The organism is Pseudomonas sp. TWI923, assembly GCF_039673365.1.
Classification (GTDB): Bacteria; Pseudomonadota; Gammaproteobacteria; order Pseudomonadales; family Pseudomonadaceae; genus Aquipseudomonas; species Aquipseudomonas sichuanensis.
The window spans coordinates 1-15,837 of the sequence record NZ_JBDJLM010000070.1 but is presented as its reverse complement, the minus strand read 5'-3'; the positions used below and the strand labels follow the sequence as shown (position 1 = coordinate 15,837).

The 15,837-nt window shown below is 66.9% G+C and carries 16 protein-coding genes; 8 read left to right on the top strand and 8 right to left on the bottom strand.

All coding sequences use genetic code 11. The features are described from left to right. Positions 1–103: 103 nt before the first annotated feature. Together ABE459_RS21060 and ABE459_RS21055 are read right to left on the bottom strand one after the other, a co-directional pair. The gene (locus ABE459_RS21060; protein ID WP_323830333.1) at positions 104–973 is read right to left on the bottom strand and encodes a cation diffusion facilitator family transporter; all 870 of its coding nucleotides are present in this window, start codon (positions 971–973) and stop codon (positions 104–106) included. Between the two features lie 25 nt (positions 974–998). Then, the gene (locus ABE459_RS21055; protein ID WP_323830334.1) at positions 999–1,418 is read right to left on the bottom strand and encodes a polyribonucleotide nucleotidyltransferase; all 420 of its coding nucleotides are present in this window, start codon (positions 1,416–1,418) and stop codon (positions 999–1,001) included. 122 nt (positions 1,419–1,540) lie between these two features. Between ABE459_RS21055 and hrpB the strand changes: the two genes are divergently transcribed. After that, on the top strand, positions 1,541–4,069 hold the full coding sequence (gene hrpB / locus ABE459_RS21050; RefSeq protein ID WP_323830335.1) for an ATP-dependent helicase HrpB: 2,529 nt from the start codon (positions 1,541–1,543) through the stop codon (positions 4,067–4,069). Between the two features lie 51 nt (positions 4,070–4,120). Here the strand turns inward: hrpB and ABE459_RS21045 are convergent, their stop codons facing one another. Both ABE459_RS21045 and ABE459_RS21040 read right to left on the bottom strand, forming a co-directional pair. After that, a complete protein-coding gene (locus tag ABE459_RS21045) occupies positions 4,121–4,612 on the bottom strand; it encodes a hypothetical protein (RefSeq protein ID WP_323830336.1) in 492 nt (163 codons plus the stop codon). Positions 4,613–4,761: 149 nt separating this feature from the next. Beyond that, complete coding sequence (locus ABE459_RS21040) at positions 4,762–5,418, bottom strand: YciC family protein (protein WP_323830337.1); 657 nt, start codon at positions 5,416–5,418, stop codon at positions 4,762–4,764. Between the two features lie 156 nt (positions 5,419–5,574). Here ABE459_RS21040 and ABE459_RS21035 point away from each other — a divergent pair, with 156 nt between their 5' ends. Further along, positions 5,575–6,318, top strand: coding sequence for a DUF2076 domain-containing protein (locus tag ABE459_RS21035; RefSeq protein WP_346648130.1), 744 nt, complete (start codon positions 5,575–5,577; stop codon positions 6,316–6,318). Positions 6,319–6,390: 72 nt separating this feature from the next. Beyond that, on the top strand, positions 6,391–6,870 hold the full coding sequence (locus tag ABE459_RS21030) for an NYN domain-containing protein (protein ID WP_323830339.1): 480 nt from the start codon (positions 6,391–6,393) through the stop codon (positions 6,868–6,870). 9 nt (positions 6,871–6,879) lie between these two features. Here ABE459_RS21030 and ABE459_RS21025 read toward each other — a convergent pair whose 3' ends face one another. Further along, positions 6,880–7,338, bottom strand: a complete 459-nt coding sequence (locus ABE459_RS21025; RefSeq protein ID WP_125462500.1) for an Lrp/AsnC family transcriptional regulator — start codon at positions 7,336–7,338, stop codon at positions 6,880–6,882. A 154-nt stretch (positions 7,339–7,492) separates the two neighbouring features. Between ABE459_RS21025 and yedA the strand changes: the two genes are divergently transcribed. Together yedA and ABE459_RS21015 are read left to right on the top strand one after the other, a co-directional pair. Next, positions 7,493–8,413 carry a drug/metabolite exporter YedA gene (gene yedA, locus ABE459_RS21020; RefSeq protein ID WP_125462501.1) on the top strand — a complete coding sequence of 307 codons (921 nt, stop codon included), beginning with the start codon at positions 7,493–7,495 and terminating at the stop codon, positions 8,411–8,413. A 246-nt stretch (positions 8,414–8,659) separates the two neighbouring features. Continuing rightward, entirely contained in the window at positions 8,660–9,991 is a 1,332-nt protein-coding gene (locus tag ABE459_RS21015; protein ID WP_125462502.1) for a DEAD/DEAH box helicase, read from the top strand. Between the two features lie 108 nt (positions 9,992–10,099). On the opposite strand, the gene ABE459_RS21010 is transcribed toward ABE459_RS21015, so the two are convergent. From ABE459_RS21010 to ABE459_RS21000, 3 genes are all read right to left on the bottom strand, one after another. Next, positions 10,100–11,341 carry a TIGR03862 family flavoprotein gene (locus tag ABE459_RS21010; RefSeq protein WP_323830340.1) on the bottom strand — a complete coding sequence of 414 codons (1,242 nt, stop codon included), beginning with the start codon at positions 11,339–11,341 and terminating at the stop codon, positions 10,100–10,102. 273 nt (positions 11,342–11,614) lie between these two features. Next, positions 11,615–12,529 carry a histone deacetylase gene (locus ABE459_RS21005; RefSeq protein ID WP_258644468.1) on the bottom strand — a complete coding sequence of 305 codons (915 nt, stop codon included), beginning with the start codon at positions 12,527–12,529 and terminating at the stop codon, positions 11,615–11,617. A 230-nt stretch (positions 12,530–12,759) separates the two neighbouring features. Then, entirely contained in the window at positions 12,760–13,446 is a 687-nt protein-coding gene (locus ABE459_RS21000) for a histidine phosphatase family protein (RefSeq protein ID WP_323830341.1), read from the bottom strand. Positions 13,447–13,629: 183 nt separating this feature from the next. On the opposite strand from ABE459_RS21000, the gene ABE459_RS20995 reads away from it, so the two are divergent. From ABE459_RS20995 to ABE459_RS20985, 3 genes are all read left to right on the top strand, one after another. Further along, positions 13,630–14,199 carry a GNAT family N-acetyltransferase gene (locus ABE459_RS20995; RefSeq protein WP_125462505.1) on the top strand — a complete coding sequence of 190 codons (570 nt, stop codon included), beginning with the start codon at positions 13,630–13,632 and terminating at the stop codon, positions 14,197–14,199. Positions 14,200–14,287: 88 nt separating this feature from the next. Further along, complete coding sequence (gene tesB / locus ABE459_RS20990; RefSeq protein WP_323830342.1) at positions 14,288–15,157, top strand: acyl-CoA thioesterase II; 870 nt, start codon at positions 14,288–14,290, stop codon at positions 15,155–15,157. Then, positions 15,154–15,744: an HAD family hydrolase gene (locus tag ABE459_RS20985; protein WP_323830343.1), complete on the top strand. Its 591-nt coding sequence runs from the start codon at positions 15,154–15,156 to the stop codon at positions 15,742–15,744. The genes tesB and ABE459_RS20985 overlap by 4 nt, the downstream gene beginning before the upstream one ends. Positions 15,745–15,837 lie beyond the last annotated feature (93 nt).

The following is a 15,837-nucleotide window of genomic DNA, read 5'->3' as shown; positions in this document are numbered from 1 at the left end:
CCCAGGGGGGGCAGCGTTGATGCAACGATCGCCGGGGCCGCTTTGCGGCCCATTCGCGGCACAAGGCCGCTCCTACAGGGGGGGGCGTGCAAGCCCACGACCATTACACCGGATCGGCATGCACGATCACATCGGCCCGTGGGTAACGCTCGCGGATCGCCTGGGAGGCCTGCACGCACAACCCATGGGCCTGATGCAGCGGCAGCTCACCCGGCAATTCCAGGTGCAGTTGCACGAACCAGTGGCTCCCCGACACCCGCGTGCGCAGGTCGTGCGCGCCCTTGACCCCAGGGATCGCCAGCACCGCTTCGAGCATGCGCTCGCCGATGTCGGCCGGCAGTTCCTGGTCCATCAGGATCGCCGTGCTCTCGCGGGCGATCTGCACCGCGCTCCACAGGATGTACAGGGCGATACCCAGGCCAAACAGCGCATCCAGCTGTGGCCAGCCCAGGCGCGCCAGCAGCAGGGCCAGCAGGATGCTGCCATTGAGCAGCAGGTCGGAGCGGTAGTGCAGCGAATCGGCGCGCACCGCGGTCGAGCCGGTGATACGGATCACCTTGCGCTGCAACGCCAGCAGCGCCAGGGTCAGCACCAGCGACAGCAGCATCACCGCGATACCGGCCCCGGTGTCGCCCAGCGGCTGCGGCGACTGCAACCGCTGCACGGCCTGCACCCCGATCAATACCGCGCTGACCCCGATGAACAGCGCCTGCGCCATGCCGGCCAGAGCTTCGGCCTTGCCGTGGCCAAAACGGTGATCGTCGTCGGCCGGGCGCAACGCGTAGTGCACCGCGAGCAGGTTGAGGAAAGAGGCGACGGCATCCAGCGCCGAGTCGGTAAGCCCGGCCAGCAGGCTCACCGAGCCGCTCAGCCACCAGGCCACGGCCTTGCTCAGCACCAGGATGCTGGCCACCGCCAGGGATGCGCGGGTGGCCAGGCGCAGCAGGCGTTGGTGTTCGCTGGTCACGGTCATGCGCCGGGGTTCGTCCTTGTGGGTTTCAGGCTGCCGGTACCAGGCCGAGGGCCGCCAGTTGCTCGACGCTGCCGCGCTGCTGGATCAGCCGTGGGTCGTTCAGCGGCAGGCGCTGGCCCAGTTCGCTTTCGAGGATAGCCTGCAGCTTGATCCTGTCGACCTGGCCGTCGGCATTGATGGCGGGCTTGAGCTTGGCCGGGTCGACCTGCGCGGAGTAGCCGCCGGGGTAGTAGATGGCGCCCGTGGCGAAGTCGACGCCGAAGGCGATCAGGCCGGGGATGATGTAGAACAGCAGGCCGACGGCATCCAGCGCGGCGATCATCGGGTCGATCTTGCCTTCGATCTGCCCGCGACGGTCAGGGAAGAAAACCGTGCCGCAGGCCGTCAGTTGGGTCAGCAGGGTGGCGACAAGGGCGCCACCGATGACGCGGGAAGCGATGCGCATGTGAATCTCCGGTAAAGGTAACCACGACAAGGGGCGCGGCAGCGGCCGGCGCCTGAAGCTTAAGACCATGATAGGGCAGGCCAGGTTCGCCGTTATACTCGGGCGATTGTTCGAGGACCACCATGATTTCATTACCGATCGATGCCGTACTGCCTGACCTGCGCCTGGCCCTGGGTGCCCGCGACGAAGCCGTGCTCGAGGCGCCGCCCGGCGCCGGCAAGACCACCCGCGTGCCCTTGGCCCTGCTCGACGAACCCTGGCTGGCCGGGCAGACCATCCTCATGCTCGAACCCCGTCGCCTGGCCGCCCGCGCCGCCGCCGAGCGGCTGGCCAGCGAGCTGGGCGAGAAGGTCGGGGAAACGGTGGGCTATCGCATCCGCCTGGACAGCAAGGTTGGCCCCAACACCCGCATCGAAGTGGTCACCGAAGGCATTCTCACCCGCCGCTTGCAGAGCGACCCGGCGCTGGAAGGCGTGGGGCTGCTGATTTTCGACGAATTCCACGAGCGCAGCCTCGACGCCGACCTGGCCCTGGCGCTGAGCCTCAATGGCCGCGGCTTGCTGCGTGACGAGCTGCCGCTGAAGATCCTGCTGATGTCGGCCACCCTGGAGGGCGAGCGCCTGTCGCGGCTGCTGGACGACGCCCCGGTGGTCAGCAGCCAGGGCCGCATGCACCCGGTGGACATTCGTTGGAGCCGGCCCTTCCAGCCTGGCGAGTTCGTCGAACCGCGGGTGGTCGACTGTGTGCTGCAGGCGCTTGCCGATGAAGGCGGCAGCCTGCTGGTGTTCCTCCCCGGGCAGGCGGAGATCCGCCGGGTGCACCAGGCCTTGCAGGAGGCCTTGGGCGAGCGTCCTGGCATCCTGCTCTGCCCGCTGCACGGCGAGCTCGACCTGAATGCCCAGCGCGCCGCCATCGAACCGGCCCCCCAAGGCCAGCGCAAGGTGGTGCTGGCCACCAACATCGCCGAGACCAGCCTGACCATCGACGGCGTGCGCGTGGTGATCGATGCAGGCCTTGCACGGGTGCCGCGCTTCGACCCCGGCAGCGGCATGACCCGCCTCGACACCCAGCGCATCTCCCGCGCCAGCGCCACCCAGCGGGCCGGCCGTGCCGGGCGCCTGGAGCCAGGCGTGTGCTACCGCCTGTGGTCCGAGGCGCAGCATGATCAACTGGCGGCCCATGGCAGCGCCGAGATCCTCCAGGCCGACTTGGCCGGGCTGGCCCTGCAACTAGCGCGCTGGGGCGTACCGCCCGAACAGCTGAGCTGGCTCGACCAACCGCCCACTGCCGCCTTCGCCCAGGCCCAGGACCTGCTGGCACGGCTCGGCGCCTTCAAGCCCGGCCAACGCGGGCAGTTGAGCGCCCACGGCCAGGCCATGGCCGAGTTGCCGGCTCACCCGCGCATCGCCCACCTGCTACTGCGCGGCCAGGACCTGGGGCTGGCCGACATGGCCTGCGACGTCGCGGCCTTGCTGGGCGAGCGTGACATCCTGCGCGGCGGCGGCGCCGACCTGCATTCGCGGTTGAGCGTGCTCAGTGGTGAAAGCAGAACCTCACGCGGCGGCCAGGGCGGCGTGCAACGTGCCCGGCAACTGGCCCGGCAATACCGTGGGCAATTGCGTGGCAAACCCCACACCCCAGTGACGGATCCCGAGCATCCGCGCTGGCTCGGTGCCCTGCTGGCGCTGGCCTACCCCGACCGGGTCGCCCAGCAGCGTCGCGAAGGCGGCGCCGAATACCGCCTGGCCAACGGCCGTGCGGCGCTGTTCGGCGAAGCCGATGCGTTGATGAAATGCCCCTGGCTGGTGATCGCCGACCTCGGCAGCCGCCAGGGCCAGCGCGAGGAGCGCATTTACCTGGCTGCCGAATTCGAGCGGGCACTGTTCGATGATGTGCTTGCCGAGCAGGTCGAACAGCTCGACCTGCTCGACTGGGACGAACGCGAGCAGGTGCTGCGCGCCGAACGTCAGCGCAAGGTCGGCGAGCTGGTGCTCAGCCGCGAGCCGCTGCCCAGCCTTGCCGATGATGCCCGCGCCAGGGCCTTGCTCGGCCTGGTGCGGCGCAAGGGCCTGAACCTGCTGACCTGGCCCCCCGAACTGCGCCAGTGGCAGGCCCGGGTTGCACTGCTGCGCCAACTGGACCTGGAGAAAGACGGCCAGAGCGAGTGGCCCGACCTGTGCGACGAAGCGCTGCTGGCCACCCTGGAAGACTGGCTGCAACCCTACCTGGGCAAGGTCTCACGCCTGAGCCATTTCGCCGCGCTGGACCTGTCGTCGATTCTGCGCAACCTGCTGCCCTGGCCGTTGCCCCAGCGCCTGGACGAGCTGGCCCCGGCGCATCTGAGCGTGCCTTCGGGCTCGAACATCCGCCTGGACTACAGCGAACAGCCACCGATTCTTGCCGTGCGCTTGCAGGAGCTGTTCGGCCTGGCCGACACCCCACGCATCGCCGGTGGCCGCCTGCAGGTCAAGCTGCACCTGCTGTCACCGGCACGCCGGCCGGTGCAGGTCACCCAGGACCTGGCCAACTTCTGGCGTACTACCTATGCCGAGGTGAAGAAGGATTTGAAAGGGCGTTATCCCAAGCACTACTGGCCGGACAACCCACTGGTGGCCGAGGCCACGGCGCGGGCCAAGCCCAGAGGCACTTGACGAGGCAGGGCCGGCTGACTGGCGGGTGCCAAGGATGTCCCGAGAGCATCCTTACAAGGCTCGTACGATCAGGTACTCGCACAGCTCGCCGGTTTGCACGGTGAGGCCAGCGACATCTGCACCATTGCCCGGCAACGCCTTGACCTGATGACCCTGCTGATCCCGGAGCAGGCACATGACCCGGTCTTTTTGCCACTCGAGCGGTTGTACCTTCCAGTACTGTTGCGTACTTGCTCGTGGATAGAGGCCGAGTCGCCCGTTGCTGTCGATGTCCAGCTGCCGTGTGCTGTCTCTGGCCAGCGACAGCGTGAAGTGAAGGCGCTCGGGCCCCTTGGAATGAAAGCGGAAGAGGAAGGCTTCGGCCGGGTCGGTACCTCCAGTCTGCAGCCAGCCCGTATCACTGCGAACATCCACGCCGAAACTGAAATCGTGGCGTGTGGCTTGCAGGTGAATGGGCGACCAACGCTGGCCTTGCCGTAGGTAGATCTGGCCGATGAAGGAATGGCCATCGGCCCAGGCGTTTGCGGTTTGGGACATGTTCAAGCTGAGTTCTCCTGAATGTGCGCTGCGCCAGTCGAAGTTCGGGCTGGCGCGACGCACATTAGGCAGCAGGTGGGCAAAGGGGGGCAGCTTGAGCGGTTTCCTGGTCGTGTTGTGGTTCCTCGTGCCTGGTGATCAGGCACGGACCAAACTCAGGCCGCCGCTTCGCTTTCCAGCAGCATGAACAGGCGGTACAGCACCACGGTGCTGAACAGCTGCAGGAAGCCGCTGAGGCTATCCAGGGCCAGTTGCACGCCTGGCTGGGGCTCGGGGAATACCGTCAGCAGCAAGCCATCGATCAGCCACAGCGGCGCCAGCACCGACAGCATGCACACCATGATGCGCATGAAGTGCCCGGTGGTCATGCGCGCGCTGGTGCGCATCGACTCGACCACTGGCAGGCCGCGCAGCACCAGCAGGTATTCGGCGAACACCAGGTTCACCATGATCCACACGCCCGGGAAGATGAACAGCATCAGGCCCGCCATGATCAGCAGCGAGCTGATCAGGATCAGCAGCGCCAGCGCCGGCCACAGCTGCACGGCGCGGGCGAACAGGTTGCGCTTGGCGATCGGGTTGCCGTTGCTGCGGGTGTCGAGGTAGAGGATCAGTGCCGCGCTGTACAGCGGGTAGAACAGCAGGCTGACCAACATGCCGTAGGCCGGTGAAGCCTTGTCGCCCAGTTGGTTGTAGAGCAGTTGGGTGCACAGGACCTCGAGCACCACCAACGGCAGGCACAGCTGAAGGATGCTCACCAGGTGGCGGCGGAAGAAGTACAGGGAGTCGCGCAGAACGCTCAGCGGATTCATCGGTCAACATCGCATGGCAGAAAAAGCAGGGCGTAACTTTAGCCCAGACCGCTCGCTTGCTGAAAAAAGTTTCATGGCCCGGGCGATTGAATCGCCCGGCCGGGCCCCCCATCTTTGAGCCTGTCCGCTGTCCAGTTCAGCCCATGAGGTCGCTTGATGAACACTGAAGAACAAACCCTGATCGACGGCCTGTTCGGCCGCCTCAAGCAAGCCGAGGACCCGGCCCAGCCGCGCGATGCCCAGGCCCAGGCGTGCATCGAGCAGCATCTGCGCCAGCAGCCAGCGGCGCCGTACTACATGGCCCAGGCGATCCTGGTGCAGGAGGCTGCAATCAAGCGCCTGGACGAGCAGAACAAGCAGCTCGAGGCCGAGCTCAAGCAGGCCCGTGCCCAGGTTGAAGCGACCCGTTCCAGCGCCGGTAATGGTGGCGGTGGTTTCCTGTCCAGCATCTTTGGTGGCGGTGCCGGTGCCCGCAGCCCGGAACCACAGCGCTCGGTTGCGCCGCCGCCGTCCGCTGCCGGTGGCTGGCGCGAGCCTGCCCCGCAAGCCTACGCCCCTCCTCAACCACAGCAGGGCTTCGGCGCGGCGCCTACGCCGGCACGCAGTGGCGCCAGCAGCTTCCTTGGCGGGGCGATGCAGACGGCCGCCGGGGTGGCCGGCGGCGTGCTGCTGGCCCAGGGCATCAGCAGCCTGTTCAATCATCACTCGCAGCCTGAAGAGGTGGTCGAGGTGATCAAGGAAGAACCCGCGCCGGCCAGCGACACAGGCGGCTGGAACGACCAGGGTGGCCAGCAGCAGGTGGCCGACAACGGTGGCTGGGGCAGTGACCAGGGTGGTTTTACCGATACCGACTACGGCAGTGATGATGGCGGCTTCTTCTCGGACGACGACTACGTCTGAGGGCTCTGGCATACTCGCTGGCACTCGGGGGCGCGTTGCGCCCCTTTCGCGGATTCAGCGAGGTCACCACGCGTGAAGAAAATCGCCCTGTTCGCCGACGTGCAGAACCTCTACTACACGGTTCGCCAGGGCCACGGCTGCCATTTCAACTATTCCGCGCTGTGGGCCGAGGTCAGCCGAGAAGGGCAGATTGTCGAAGCGGTGGCATACGCCATCGACCGTGGCGACAGCAAGCAGCAACAGTTCCAGCAGATCCTGCGCAACCTCGGTTTCGAGGTGCGCCTCAAACCCTACATCCAGCGCGCCGACGGCTCGGCCAAGGGCGACTGGGACGTGGGTATCACCCTCGATGTGATCGAGGCGGCGGCGCGGGTCGATCAGATAGTGCTGGCCTCCGGTGACGGGGATTTCGACCTGCTGCTGGAGCGGGCCATGCAGCGCCACGGCGTCGAAACCGTGGTCTATGGCGTGCCAGGGCTGACGGCATTGTCGGTGATCCGCGCGGCCAGCCGCTATGTGCCGATCGAGGGCAAGCTGCTGCTGCGTCACTGAGCTGACGCTTCACGCCTTCCTGCCGCCAGCCTCCAGATGCCCCAGCGGCACCCGCCGCTCCACCGCACTCGACAGAATGATCGAGGTCTTGCTGAAGCCCAGCTGCGACACCCGGTTGATCAGCGCCTCCAACTCACCCATCGAAGCCACCGCCGCCTGCATGATCACGCAAGGGTCGCCGGTGACCCGGTGGCACTCGGTCAATTCAGGGATGTTCGCCAGCACGTCATAGGCCTGCTGGTTGCCATGGCTGGCCAGGCGCAGCTCCATCACGCACTGGATCGGCAGGCCGATCTTTTCCAGGTCGACCTTGGCCGTGTAGCCACTGATCACCCCGCTGGCCTCGAGCTTGGCGACCCGCTCGGCCACTGCCGGGGCCGACAGGTTGACCTGGCGCGCCAGCTGCGCGTAAGTGGCCCGGCCGTCTTCCAGCAGGGCGGCGAGGAGCATGCGGTCGTATTTGTCCATGGCGATTCCTGGTGACTTTGCAATCGATGGTCAAGACTGTGCATAACCATGCTTTGTAAAGTGTTTCGGTGATTTAAACGTGTTTTGTAACTTAAGTTTGCCCGTGGCCCTTTCTAAACTAAGCCACCCGTAAACGGATTTCGAGCCCCCTGCCATGACTGCCTCCCGTCGCTTCCCCTTGCTGCTTGTCGGCGCCTTTCTTGCCCTGTACCTGGTCTGGGGCTCGACCTACCTGTTCATCCGCATCGGCGTGGAGTCCTGGCCACCGCTGATGATGGCGGGTGTGCGCTTCGTGATTGCCGGCAGCCTGCTGTATGGCTTTTTGCGCTGGCGCGGGGCGCCGGCTCCCACCTGGGCGCAATGGCGCGCGGCCGGGGCGATCGGTTTTTTGCTGCTCAGCTGCGGCAACGGTGGCGTGACCCTGGCCGAGCACGCCGGGGTAGCCTCGGGCGTGGCCGCCCTGGCGGTGGCGACCGTGCCGCTGTTCACCCTGGTGTTCGGCCTGCTGTTCGGCCACCGCAATTCGCGCCTGGAGTGGGCGGGCATCGCCCTCGGCCTGGTGGGCATCGGCATGCTCAACATGGGTTCGAACCTGCAGGCCAGCCCGATGGGCGCCGCGCTGATCCTGTTTGCCGCGGCGGCCTGGGCCTTCGGCTCGGTGTGGAGCAAGCAACTGCCGCTGCCCCAGGGCGCCATGGCCAGCGCCGCGGAAATGCTGGTGGGCGGTGCCGCGCTGCTGATCGGCAGCGCTCTGAGCGGCGAGCGTCTGACCCAGATGCCCACCGCCGCCGGTTGGGGCGCGCTGGCCTACCTGGTGCTGTTCGGTTCGATCCTCGCCTTCAGCGCTTACATGTACCTGCTCAAGCACGTGCGCCCGGCGGCGGCCACCAGCTATGCCTACGTCAACCCGGCGGTGGCGGTGTTGCTGGGGATCGTCTTTGCCGGCGAACAGATCGGCGCCGAGGAGTGCCTGGCGATGGCGGTGATCATCGGCGCGGTGGTGCTGATCGGCCTGCCGCAGTGGCGCAAGGCGCCCGAGCAGCCGGCGCAGTTGAAAGAGCAGGCGTGCAAGTAATGCCTGTGTGAGCGGCGATTCATCCGCGAACACGGGCATCGAGGTGTCATCTTCGCGGGTAAACCCGCTCCCACAGGTACTGTGGAGTCCTGGGGGAATGCACGGACCCTGTGGGAGCGGGTTTACCCGCGAAAGCATCGGTGGGGCCGCCGTCGTATTCGCGGGTAAACCCGCTTCCACAAGGCCATTTGTTGCCTGCGCTGGGGTAAACTTGCCGCCTTCGCTGAACCCCCTGACGGTATTGCCATGAATTTCGCCCAACTCGGCCTGATCGAACCGCTGCTGCGCACCTTGCAGACGCTGGACTACAGCACACCCACCCCGGTCCAGGCCAAGGCCATCCCCGCCGTGCTTGCCGGCCGCGACCTGATGGCCGCCGCCCAGACCGGCACCGGCAAGACCGCAGGCTTTGCCCTGCCGGTGCTGCAGCGCCTGGCCCTGGAAGGCGAGAAGGTCGCCAGCAACTCGATCCGCGCGCTGGTGCTGGTGCCCACCCGCGAACTGGCCGAGCAGGTCCACGCCAACGTGCGCGAATATGCCGAGAACCTGCCGCTGTCCACCTACGCGGTATACGGCGGGGTCAGCATCAACCCGCAGATGATGCGCCTGCGCCGTGGCGTCGACCTGCTGGTGGCCACCCCCGGCCGGTTGCTCGACCTGTTCCGCCAGAACGCCATCAAGTTCGGCCAGGTGCAGACCCTGGTACTCGACGAAGCCGACCGCATGCTCGACCTGGGCTTTGCCGAAGAGCTGCGCTCGGTGTACGCCGCGCTGCCGCGCAAGCGCCAGACCCTGCTGTTCTCGGCCACCTTCTCCGAGCAGATCCGCCTGCTCGCCGGCCTTGCGTTGAACGACCCGCTGAGCATCGAAGTCAGCCCGCGCAACGCCGCCGCCACCACCGTCAAGCAATGGCTGGTGCCGGTGGACAAGAAGCGCAAGGCCGACCTGTTCTGCCACCTGCTGCGCAAGCAGCGCTGGTCCCAGGTGCTGGTGTTCGCCAAGACCCGCAACGGCGTGGACCAGTTGGTGGAGCGCCTGCTCGCCGAAGGCGTCAACGCCGATGGCATCCACGGCGATCGCCCGCAGGCCACCCGCCAGCGCGCGCTGGACAGCTTCAAGGCCCGTGAGGTCCAGGTGCTGGTGGCCACCGATGTCGCCGCGCGCGGCCTGGACATCGACGACCTGCCGCTGGTGGTCAACCTCGACCTGCCGATCGTGGCCGAAGACTACGTGCACCGCATCGGGCGCACCGGCCGTGCCGGTAACAAGGGTGAGGCGATCTCGCTGGTGTGCGCTGACGAAGTGCAGATGCTTGCGTCGATCGAGACCTTGATTCGCCAGCAGTTGCCACGCCATGAAGAGCCGGATTTCATCCCTGATCACCGGGTGCCGATGATCGATGCCAGTGGCCAGGTGGTGAAGAAACCGAAGAAGCCGAAAAAGCCGAAAGAGAACAGCGCCAAGCGCGGGCTGGGGCGTTGGATGGACAGCGACGAGGGCGGGGCCGCGGCGCCGTCGGTCAAGGCGGTGCGCAAGGTGCCGAGCTTTAACGGTGGGCCGCGCAAGCGTAAGCCATAAGCTGGCACGAGCCCTGTGGGAGCGGGTTCACCCGCGAAGAATCCAACGCTGTGTATGGCACGGGCTTCGCCCGTGTTCGCGGGTAAACCCGCTCCCACAGGGGGCGGGTCAGCTTTGGAGTTTCAGCCAGTCTGCTGCTGCATTACCCGCCCGCAATCCGCTGGCAAAGCACGCCGTCAGCAGATACCCCCCGGTCGGCGCCTCCCAGTCCAGCATCTCGCCGGCGCAGAACACCCCGGGCATGGCCCGCAGCATCAACCCCTCATCCAGCGCCTCGAAGCGCACCCCACCGGCACTGCTGATCGCCTCATCCAGCGGCCGCGTGCGCACCAGCGTGATCGGCAGCGCCTTGATCGCTGCCGCCAGGCGCTCAGGGTCGGCAAAGGTCGCCTGATCGGTCAACTCACGCAGCAGCGCCGCCTTCACCCCCTCGATCCCCAACTGGCTGTGCAGGTGCTTGGCCATCGAGCGCGAGCCACGGGGCTTGGCCAGGGCCTGGGCGATCTTGTCCACAGGCCGGTCCGGCAGCAGGTCGAGCAGCAAGGTGCCACGCCCGTCGCGGTTGATCGCTTCGCGCACCGCCGCCGACCAGGCATACACCAGGCTGCCTTCAACGCCTTGCGCGGTGAGGATGAACTCACCTTTGCGCGGCACCGCGCCGGGCACGCTCAGGGCAATGTTCTTCAACGGCGCGCCGGCGAACTTGCTTTGCAGGAGTTCGCTCCAGCCCGCCACCTCGAAGCCACAGTTGCTCGCCTGCAGCGGCGAGATATCCACAGCCCGTTCGCCGAGCAGCGGCACCCAGGCGCCGTCCGAACCCAGGCGTGCCCAGCTGCCGCCGCCGAGGGCGAGCACCACGGCGTCGGCCTGGAGCTGCAGTTCCCCCTGTGGATAAGCGATCCGCAAGGCACCTTCGGCCGTCCAGCCCAGCCAGCGGTGGCGAGTGTGGATAACTACGCCGGCCTCGCGCAGGCGCTTGAGCCAGGCGCGCAGCAGTGGCGCGGCCTTCATGTCGCGGGGGAACACCCGGCCCGAGGTGCCGATGAAGGTTTCGATGCCCAGCCTGTGAATCCACTGGCGCAGGGCCTCGGCGTCGAAGTGGCGCAGCAGGCCGTCGAGCTCGCCCTGGCGCTCGGCGTAGCGCCCGACGAAGGCGGGGTAGGGCTCGGAATGGGTGATGTTCATGCCGCCAACCCCGGCCAGCAGGAACTTGCGGCCCACCGAAGGCATGGCGTCGAACACCTGCACCGCCACCCCGCGCCGGGCCAGTGCCTCGGCGGCCATCAGGCCGGCGGGGCCGCCACCGATCACGGCGACAAGGGGAGGGGAGGCAGGGCGAGGATCGTTCATGGTCGGCAGCAGGCTGTGGAAAAGAGCGCGCATTCTACCCTAGGCAGGCATCCGCAAGTACTGTTCAAAAAATGATCAGTATCTTGCAGGCCAGGCAGACAAAGGGCTGGAGGTGCTTTCTCGCAGGTTATCCACAGCCGGTTCCACAGTCATTGTGAACAACCATGGCGTCTGCCGCGCAGTGCTGATCAAAAAACGATCAAGACTTTGCAGGCCACGCAGGCAAAGGGCTGTAGGCGCTTTCCAGCAGGTTATCCACAAGCGGTTCCACAGTCATTGTGAACAACCCATGACACGCGCCGCGCTGTGGTGGAGGATGCCGTGGCGACGGGCGAGGGCTTCGCGGTCCTTGCTGTAGCCGCCGCCGATCACCCCGACCACCGGGATATCGCGGCCCAGGCACTGGCGCAACACATGTTCGTCGCGGGCGGCCAGGCCTTGGTCGGTCAGTTGCAGGTAACCCAGGGCGTCGTCCTTGTGCACATCGACACCGGCGTCGTACAGCACCAGGTCTGGCTGGTACAGCGGCAGCAGGTAGTTGAGCGCGTCCTCGACCACCTTCAGGTACGCGCTGTCGTTCATGCCGCGGGGCAGGGGAATGTCCCAGTCGCTTTTGGCCTTGCGGGCGGGGAAGTTCTGCTCGCAGTGCAGCGACACGGTGATCGCCTCGGGGGTGTCGTGCAGGATGCGCGCGGTGCCGTCGCCCTGGTGCACGTCGCAGTCGAAGATCAGCACCCGGTGCACGCGGCCGGCTTCCAGCAGGTAGCGGCTGATCACCGCCAGGTCGTTGAAGATGCAGAATCCGGCCGGGTGGTCGTAGTGGGCATGGTGGGTGCCGCCGGCCAGGTGGCAGGCGATGCCGTGCTGCAGGGCCAGTTCGGCCGTGAGCAGCGAGCCGCCCACCGCGCGCACCGTGCGCCGCGCCAGCGCCTCGCTCCAGGGCAGGCCCAGGCGGCGCTGGTCCTCGCGGGACAGCTCACCGTGCATGTAGCGCTCGATATAGTCGCGGTCGTGGGCCAGGGCGAGGATGTCGTTGGGGCAGATCTCGGGGCGCAGCAGCGCCGCGTCGGTGGTCAGCCCGCTGTCGACCAGGTGGTCGCGCAGCAGGCGGAACTTGTCCATCGGGAAGCGATGGTCCGGCGGGAATTCAGGGCTGTAGTCGTCGTGGTAGATCAGCGGCAGGGGCATGGCGGTTTCATGAAGTGGGCCTGTGCCGATCTTGCCAGTTTTGCGCAGGCCTTGTCGGCCTGATCGCCGTGTGGGGGTGGCCTTGCCGGGGCGCCGGACCGTCCGGAAAGGGCTGCAGAGCAGCCCCGGCGATTCATGCATCACGGCTGAAACCCTGGGGCCGCTTCGCGCCCCTTTCGCGGCACAAGGCCGCTCCTACACAGGGCAGCACAGCCGGTCAGGGGGATGGGTCAGTGGCCGACGGACGCCAACACCCGCTGCCAGTCAGGCTCGTTCATGCGCCCGAGGATTCTGGCCTTGCCCTCGCCATTCACCGACACGAACAGCGCGCTGGCATACCCGCTCTCGCGTTCACCCCCCGCTACGCGTTGCTGGCGGGCGAAGTGGTCGATGCAGCCATTGTGGGTGACCAGCACCAGGTTGTGACCGCTGCGCTTGCGTGCCAGGGCTTCGTCGGCGAACTGCTTGTCACAGGTTTCCAGCCAGTCCTGGGTGGCAGCGTCCCGGCCCAGCAGGAAGTGCGCGGTCTGCCGGGTGCGCAGCTTCGGGCTGCTGTACACGTCCGCCCCGGCCAGGCCCAGTTGCCGCAGGCCCTGGCCCACCCGGCCAGCCGCCTCGCTGCCGGCAACGGTGATACCGGTGGGGTCGTCCAGGCATGGCCCGGGGGCGCTGTCGCAGCGTTCGGCATGGCGGATCATCACCAGCACCGCGCCGTCTTTCCATTGCTGCAACAGGCCGCTTTCGCTCAGCTGTTGCTCGTTGCCAAGGTCCACGATGTGCGTCCTCGTCGCCAGCCAGGTACCTACGCCGGCCACGGCCAACAACAGGCCGATGGCGGCACTGATCAGCTTGCGCGAACGTCGGCGCTTGAGGCGGGCCGCAAGGGCAGGGTCGTGCAAGGTCGTGCTGGAAAGCATGTGTCACTCCGATGGCAGTGCGGCGTCGACTTTGGCCGCTGTAATGCCAGGCATTGTGTGAAGCGGCCTGTCGGAGGCCGGTGAAGTGGATGTGAAAAAAACATCCGGCAGCGGCGGCCTGGATGAAACTTCATTCGGCGGCCTACGCTGTAAACTGCCAGACCGCGATTCCGGAGCCCCCCGATGCCCCCCATTCTCGAACTGGAAAGCGCCCGCCTGGTGTTGCGCCAATGGCAGGACGACGACCTGCGTGAGTTCGCCGCGCTGTGCGCCGACCCCCAGGTGATGCGCTATTTCCCGGCACCGATGACCCGCCTGGAGGCCGCTGCGCTGATCGGCCGGGTGCGTGGCCATTTCAATGAATTCGGCTTTGGCCTGTGGGCGCTGGAGCGCAAGGACAGCGGCGCCTTCATCGGCATGACCGGGCTGCTCAACGTCAATTTCGAGGCCCCGTTCGGCCCGGCGGTGGAGATCGGCTGGCGCCTGGCCCGGCGCCACTGGGGGCTGGGGTTTGCCAGCGAGGCGGCCTGGACCTGCCTGCGCTGTGCTTTCGCCCAATTGCACCTGGAGGAGGTGGTGTCGTTCACTACCGAGGGCAATCTGCCGTCGCAGAAAGTCATGCAGGCCATCGGCATGCAGCAGGACCTGGACGGCAGCTTCGATCACCCCCGCCTGCCCGCCGGCCACCCCCTGCGCCCCCACGTGCTGTACCGCATCGACCGGGCCCGATGGCAGGACACCCTGCGTGGCTGACGGGGATGCCCCTCGACGGGGCCGCCGACAAACCCTGTATCATTTGCCGGTATAACCGCGCCGTAATGCCTTGCCAGGAGAACCTTCCATGAGTCACGTACTGGACGACCTTGTCGACCTGTTGAGCCTAGAGTCCATCGAGGAGAACCTGTTCCGTGGCCGCAGCCAGGACCTGGGCTTCCGCCAGTTGTACGGCGGCCAGGTGCTCGGCCAGTCGCTGTCGGCAGCCAGCCAGACGGTCGAGGACGCCCGCCACGTGCATTCGCTGCACGGCTATTTTTTGCGCCCCGGCGATGCCAGCATGCCGGTGGTCTACTCGGTGGACCGCGTGCGTGACGGCGGCAGCTTCAGCACCCGGCGGGTGACTGCGATCCAGAAAGGCCAGCCGATCTTCACCTGCAGCGCGTCGTTCCAGTACGACGAAGAGGGCTTTGAACATCAGGTGCAGATGCCTGACGTGGTCGGCCCGGAGAACCTGCCCAGCGAAGTCGAACTGGCCAGCGCCATGGCCGACCAGTTGCCTGAGCGTATTCGCGACAAGGTGCTGTGCGCCAAGCCGATCGAAATCCGCCCGGTCACCGAGCGCGACCCGTTCAATCCCAAGCCGGGCGACCCGGTCAAGTACGCCTGGTTCCGCGCCGACGGCAACCTGCCGGACATCCCTGCGCTGCACAAGTACCTGCTGGCCTACGCCTCGGACTTCGGCCTGCTGACCACCGCGTTGCTGCCCCATGGCAAGTCGGTGTGGCAGAAGGACATGCAGATCGCCAGCCTCGACCACTCGCTGTGGTTCCACCGCAACCTGCGCGCCGACGAGTGGCTGCTGTACGCCACCGACAGCCCCTGGGCCGGCAACGCCCGTGGCTTCTGCCGTGGCAGCATCTTCAACCGCGCAGGGCAATTGGTCGCCTCGTCGACCCAGGAAGGCCTGATTCGCCACCGCAAGGACTGGGCATGAGCCTCGGCGATATCCGCCATTGGGTGTTCGACATGGACGGCACCCTGACCGTCGCGGTGCATGACTTTGCGGCCATTCGCGAGGCGCTCGACATCCCGGCCGAGCACGACATTCTCACCCACCTGGCCGCACTGCCGGCTCCGGAGGCGGCGGCCAAGCATGCCTGGTTGCTGGAGCATGAGCGCGACCTGGCGATTGCCTCGCAAGCCTCTGAAGGCGCGGTGGAGCTGGTACGCGAACTGGCCGGGCGCGGATGCCGCCTGGCGATCCTGACCCGCAACGCCCGCGAGCTGGCCCATGTCACCCTGGAAGCCATCGGCCTGGCCGACTGCTTCCCGATCGAGCATGTGCTTGGCCGCGACGAGGCGACGCCCAAGCCCGACCCGGACGGGTTGTTGCAGATTGCCCGGGCATGGGGCGTGCAGCCGGGGGAGATGGTGATGGTCGGCGACTATCGCTTTGACCTGGATTGCGGGCGAGCCGCCGGCACCAGGACCGTGCTGGTCAACCTGCCGGACAACCCCTGGCCGGAGCTGGTCGACTGGCATGCGGCGGATTGCCGGGCGCTGAGGGCGTTGCTGGGCTGATGGCCCAATCGCGGGGCAAGCCCCCCCCCACCCCCCCCCCCCCAAGAAAAAAAAACCGGGGGGGGGGGGGGGCCCCCCCACGGGGCTACCAAA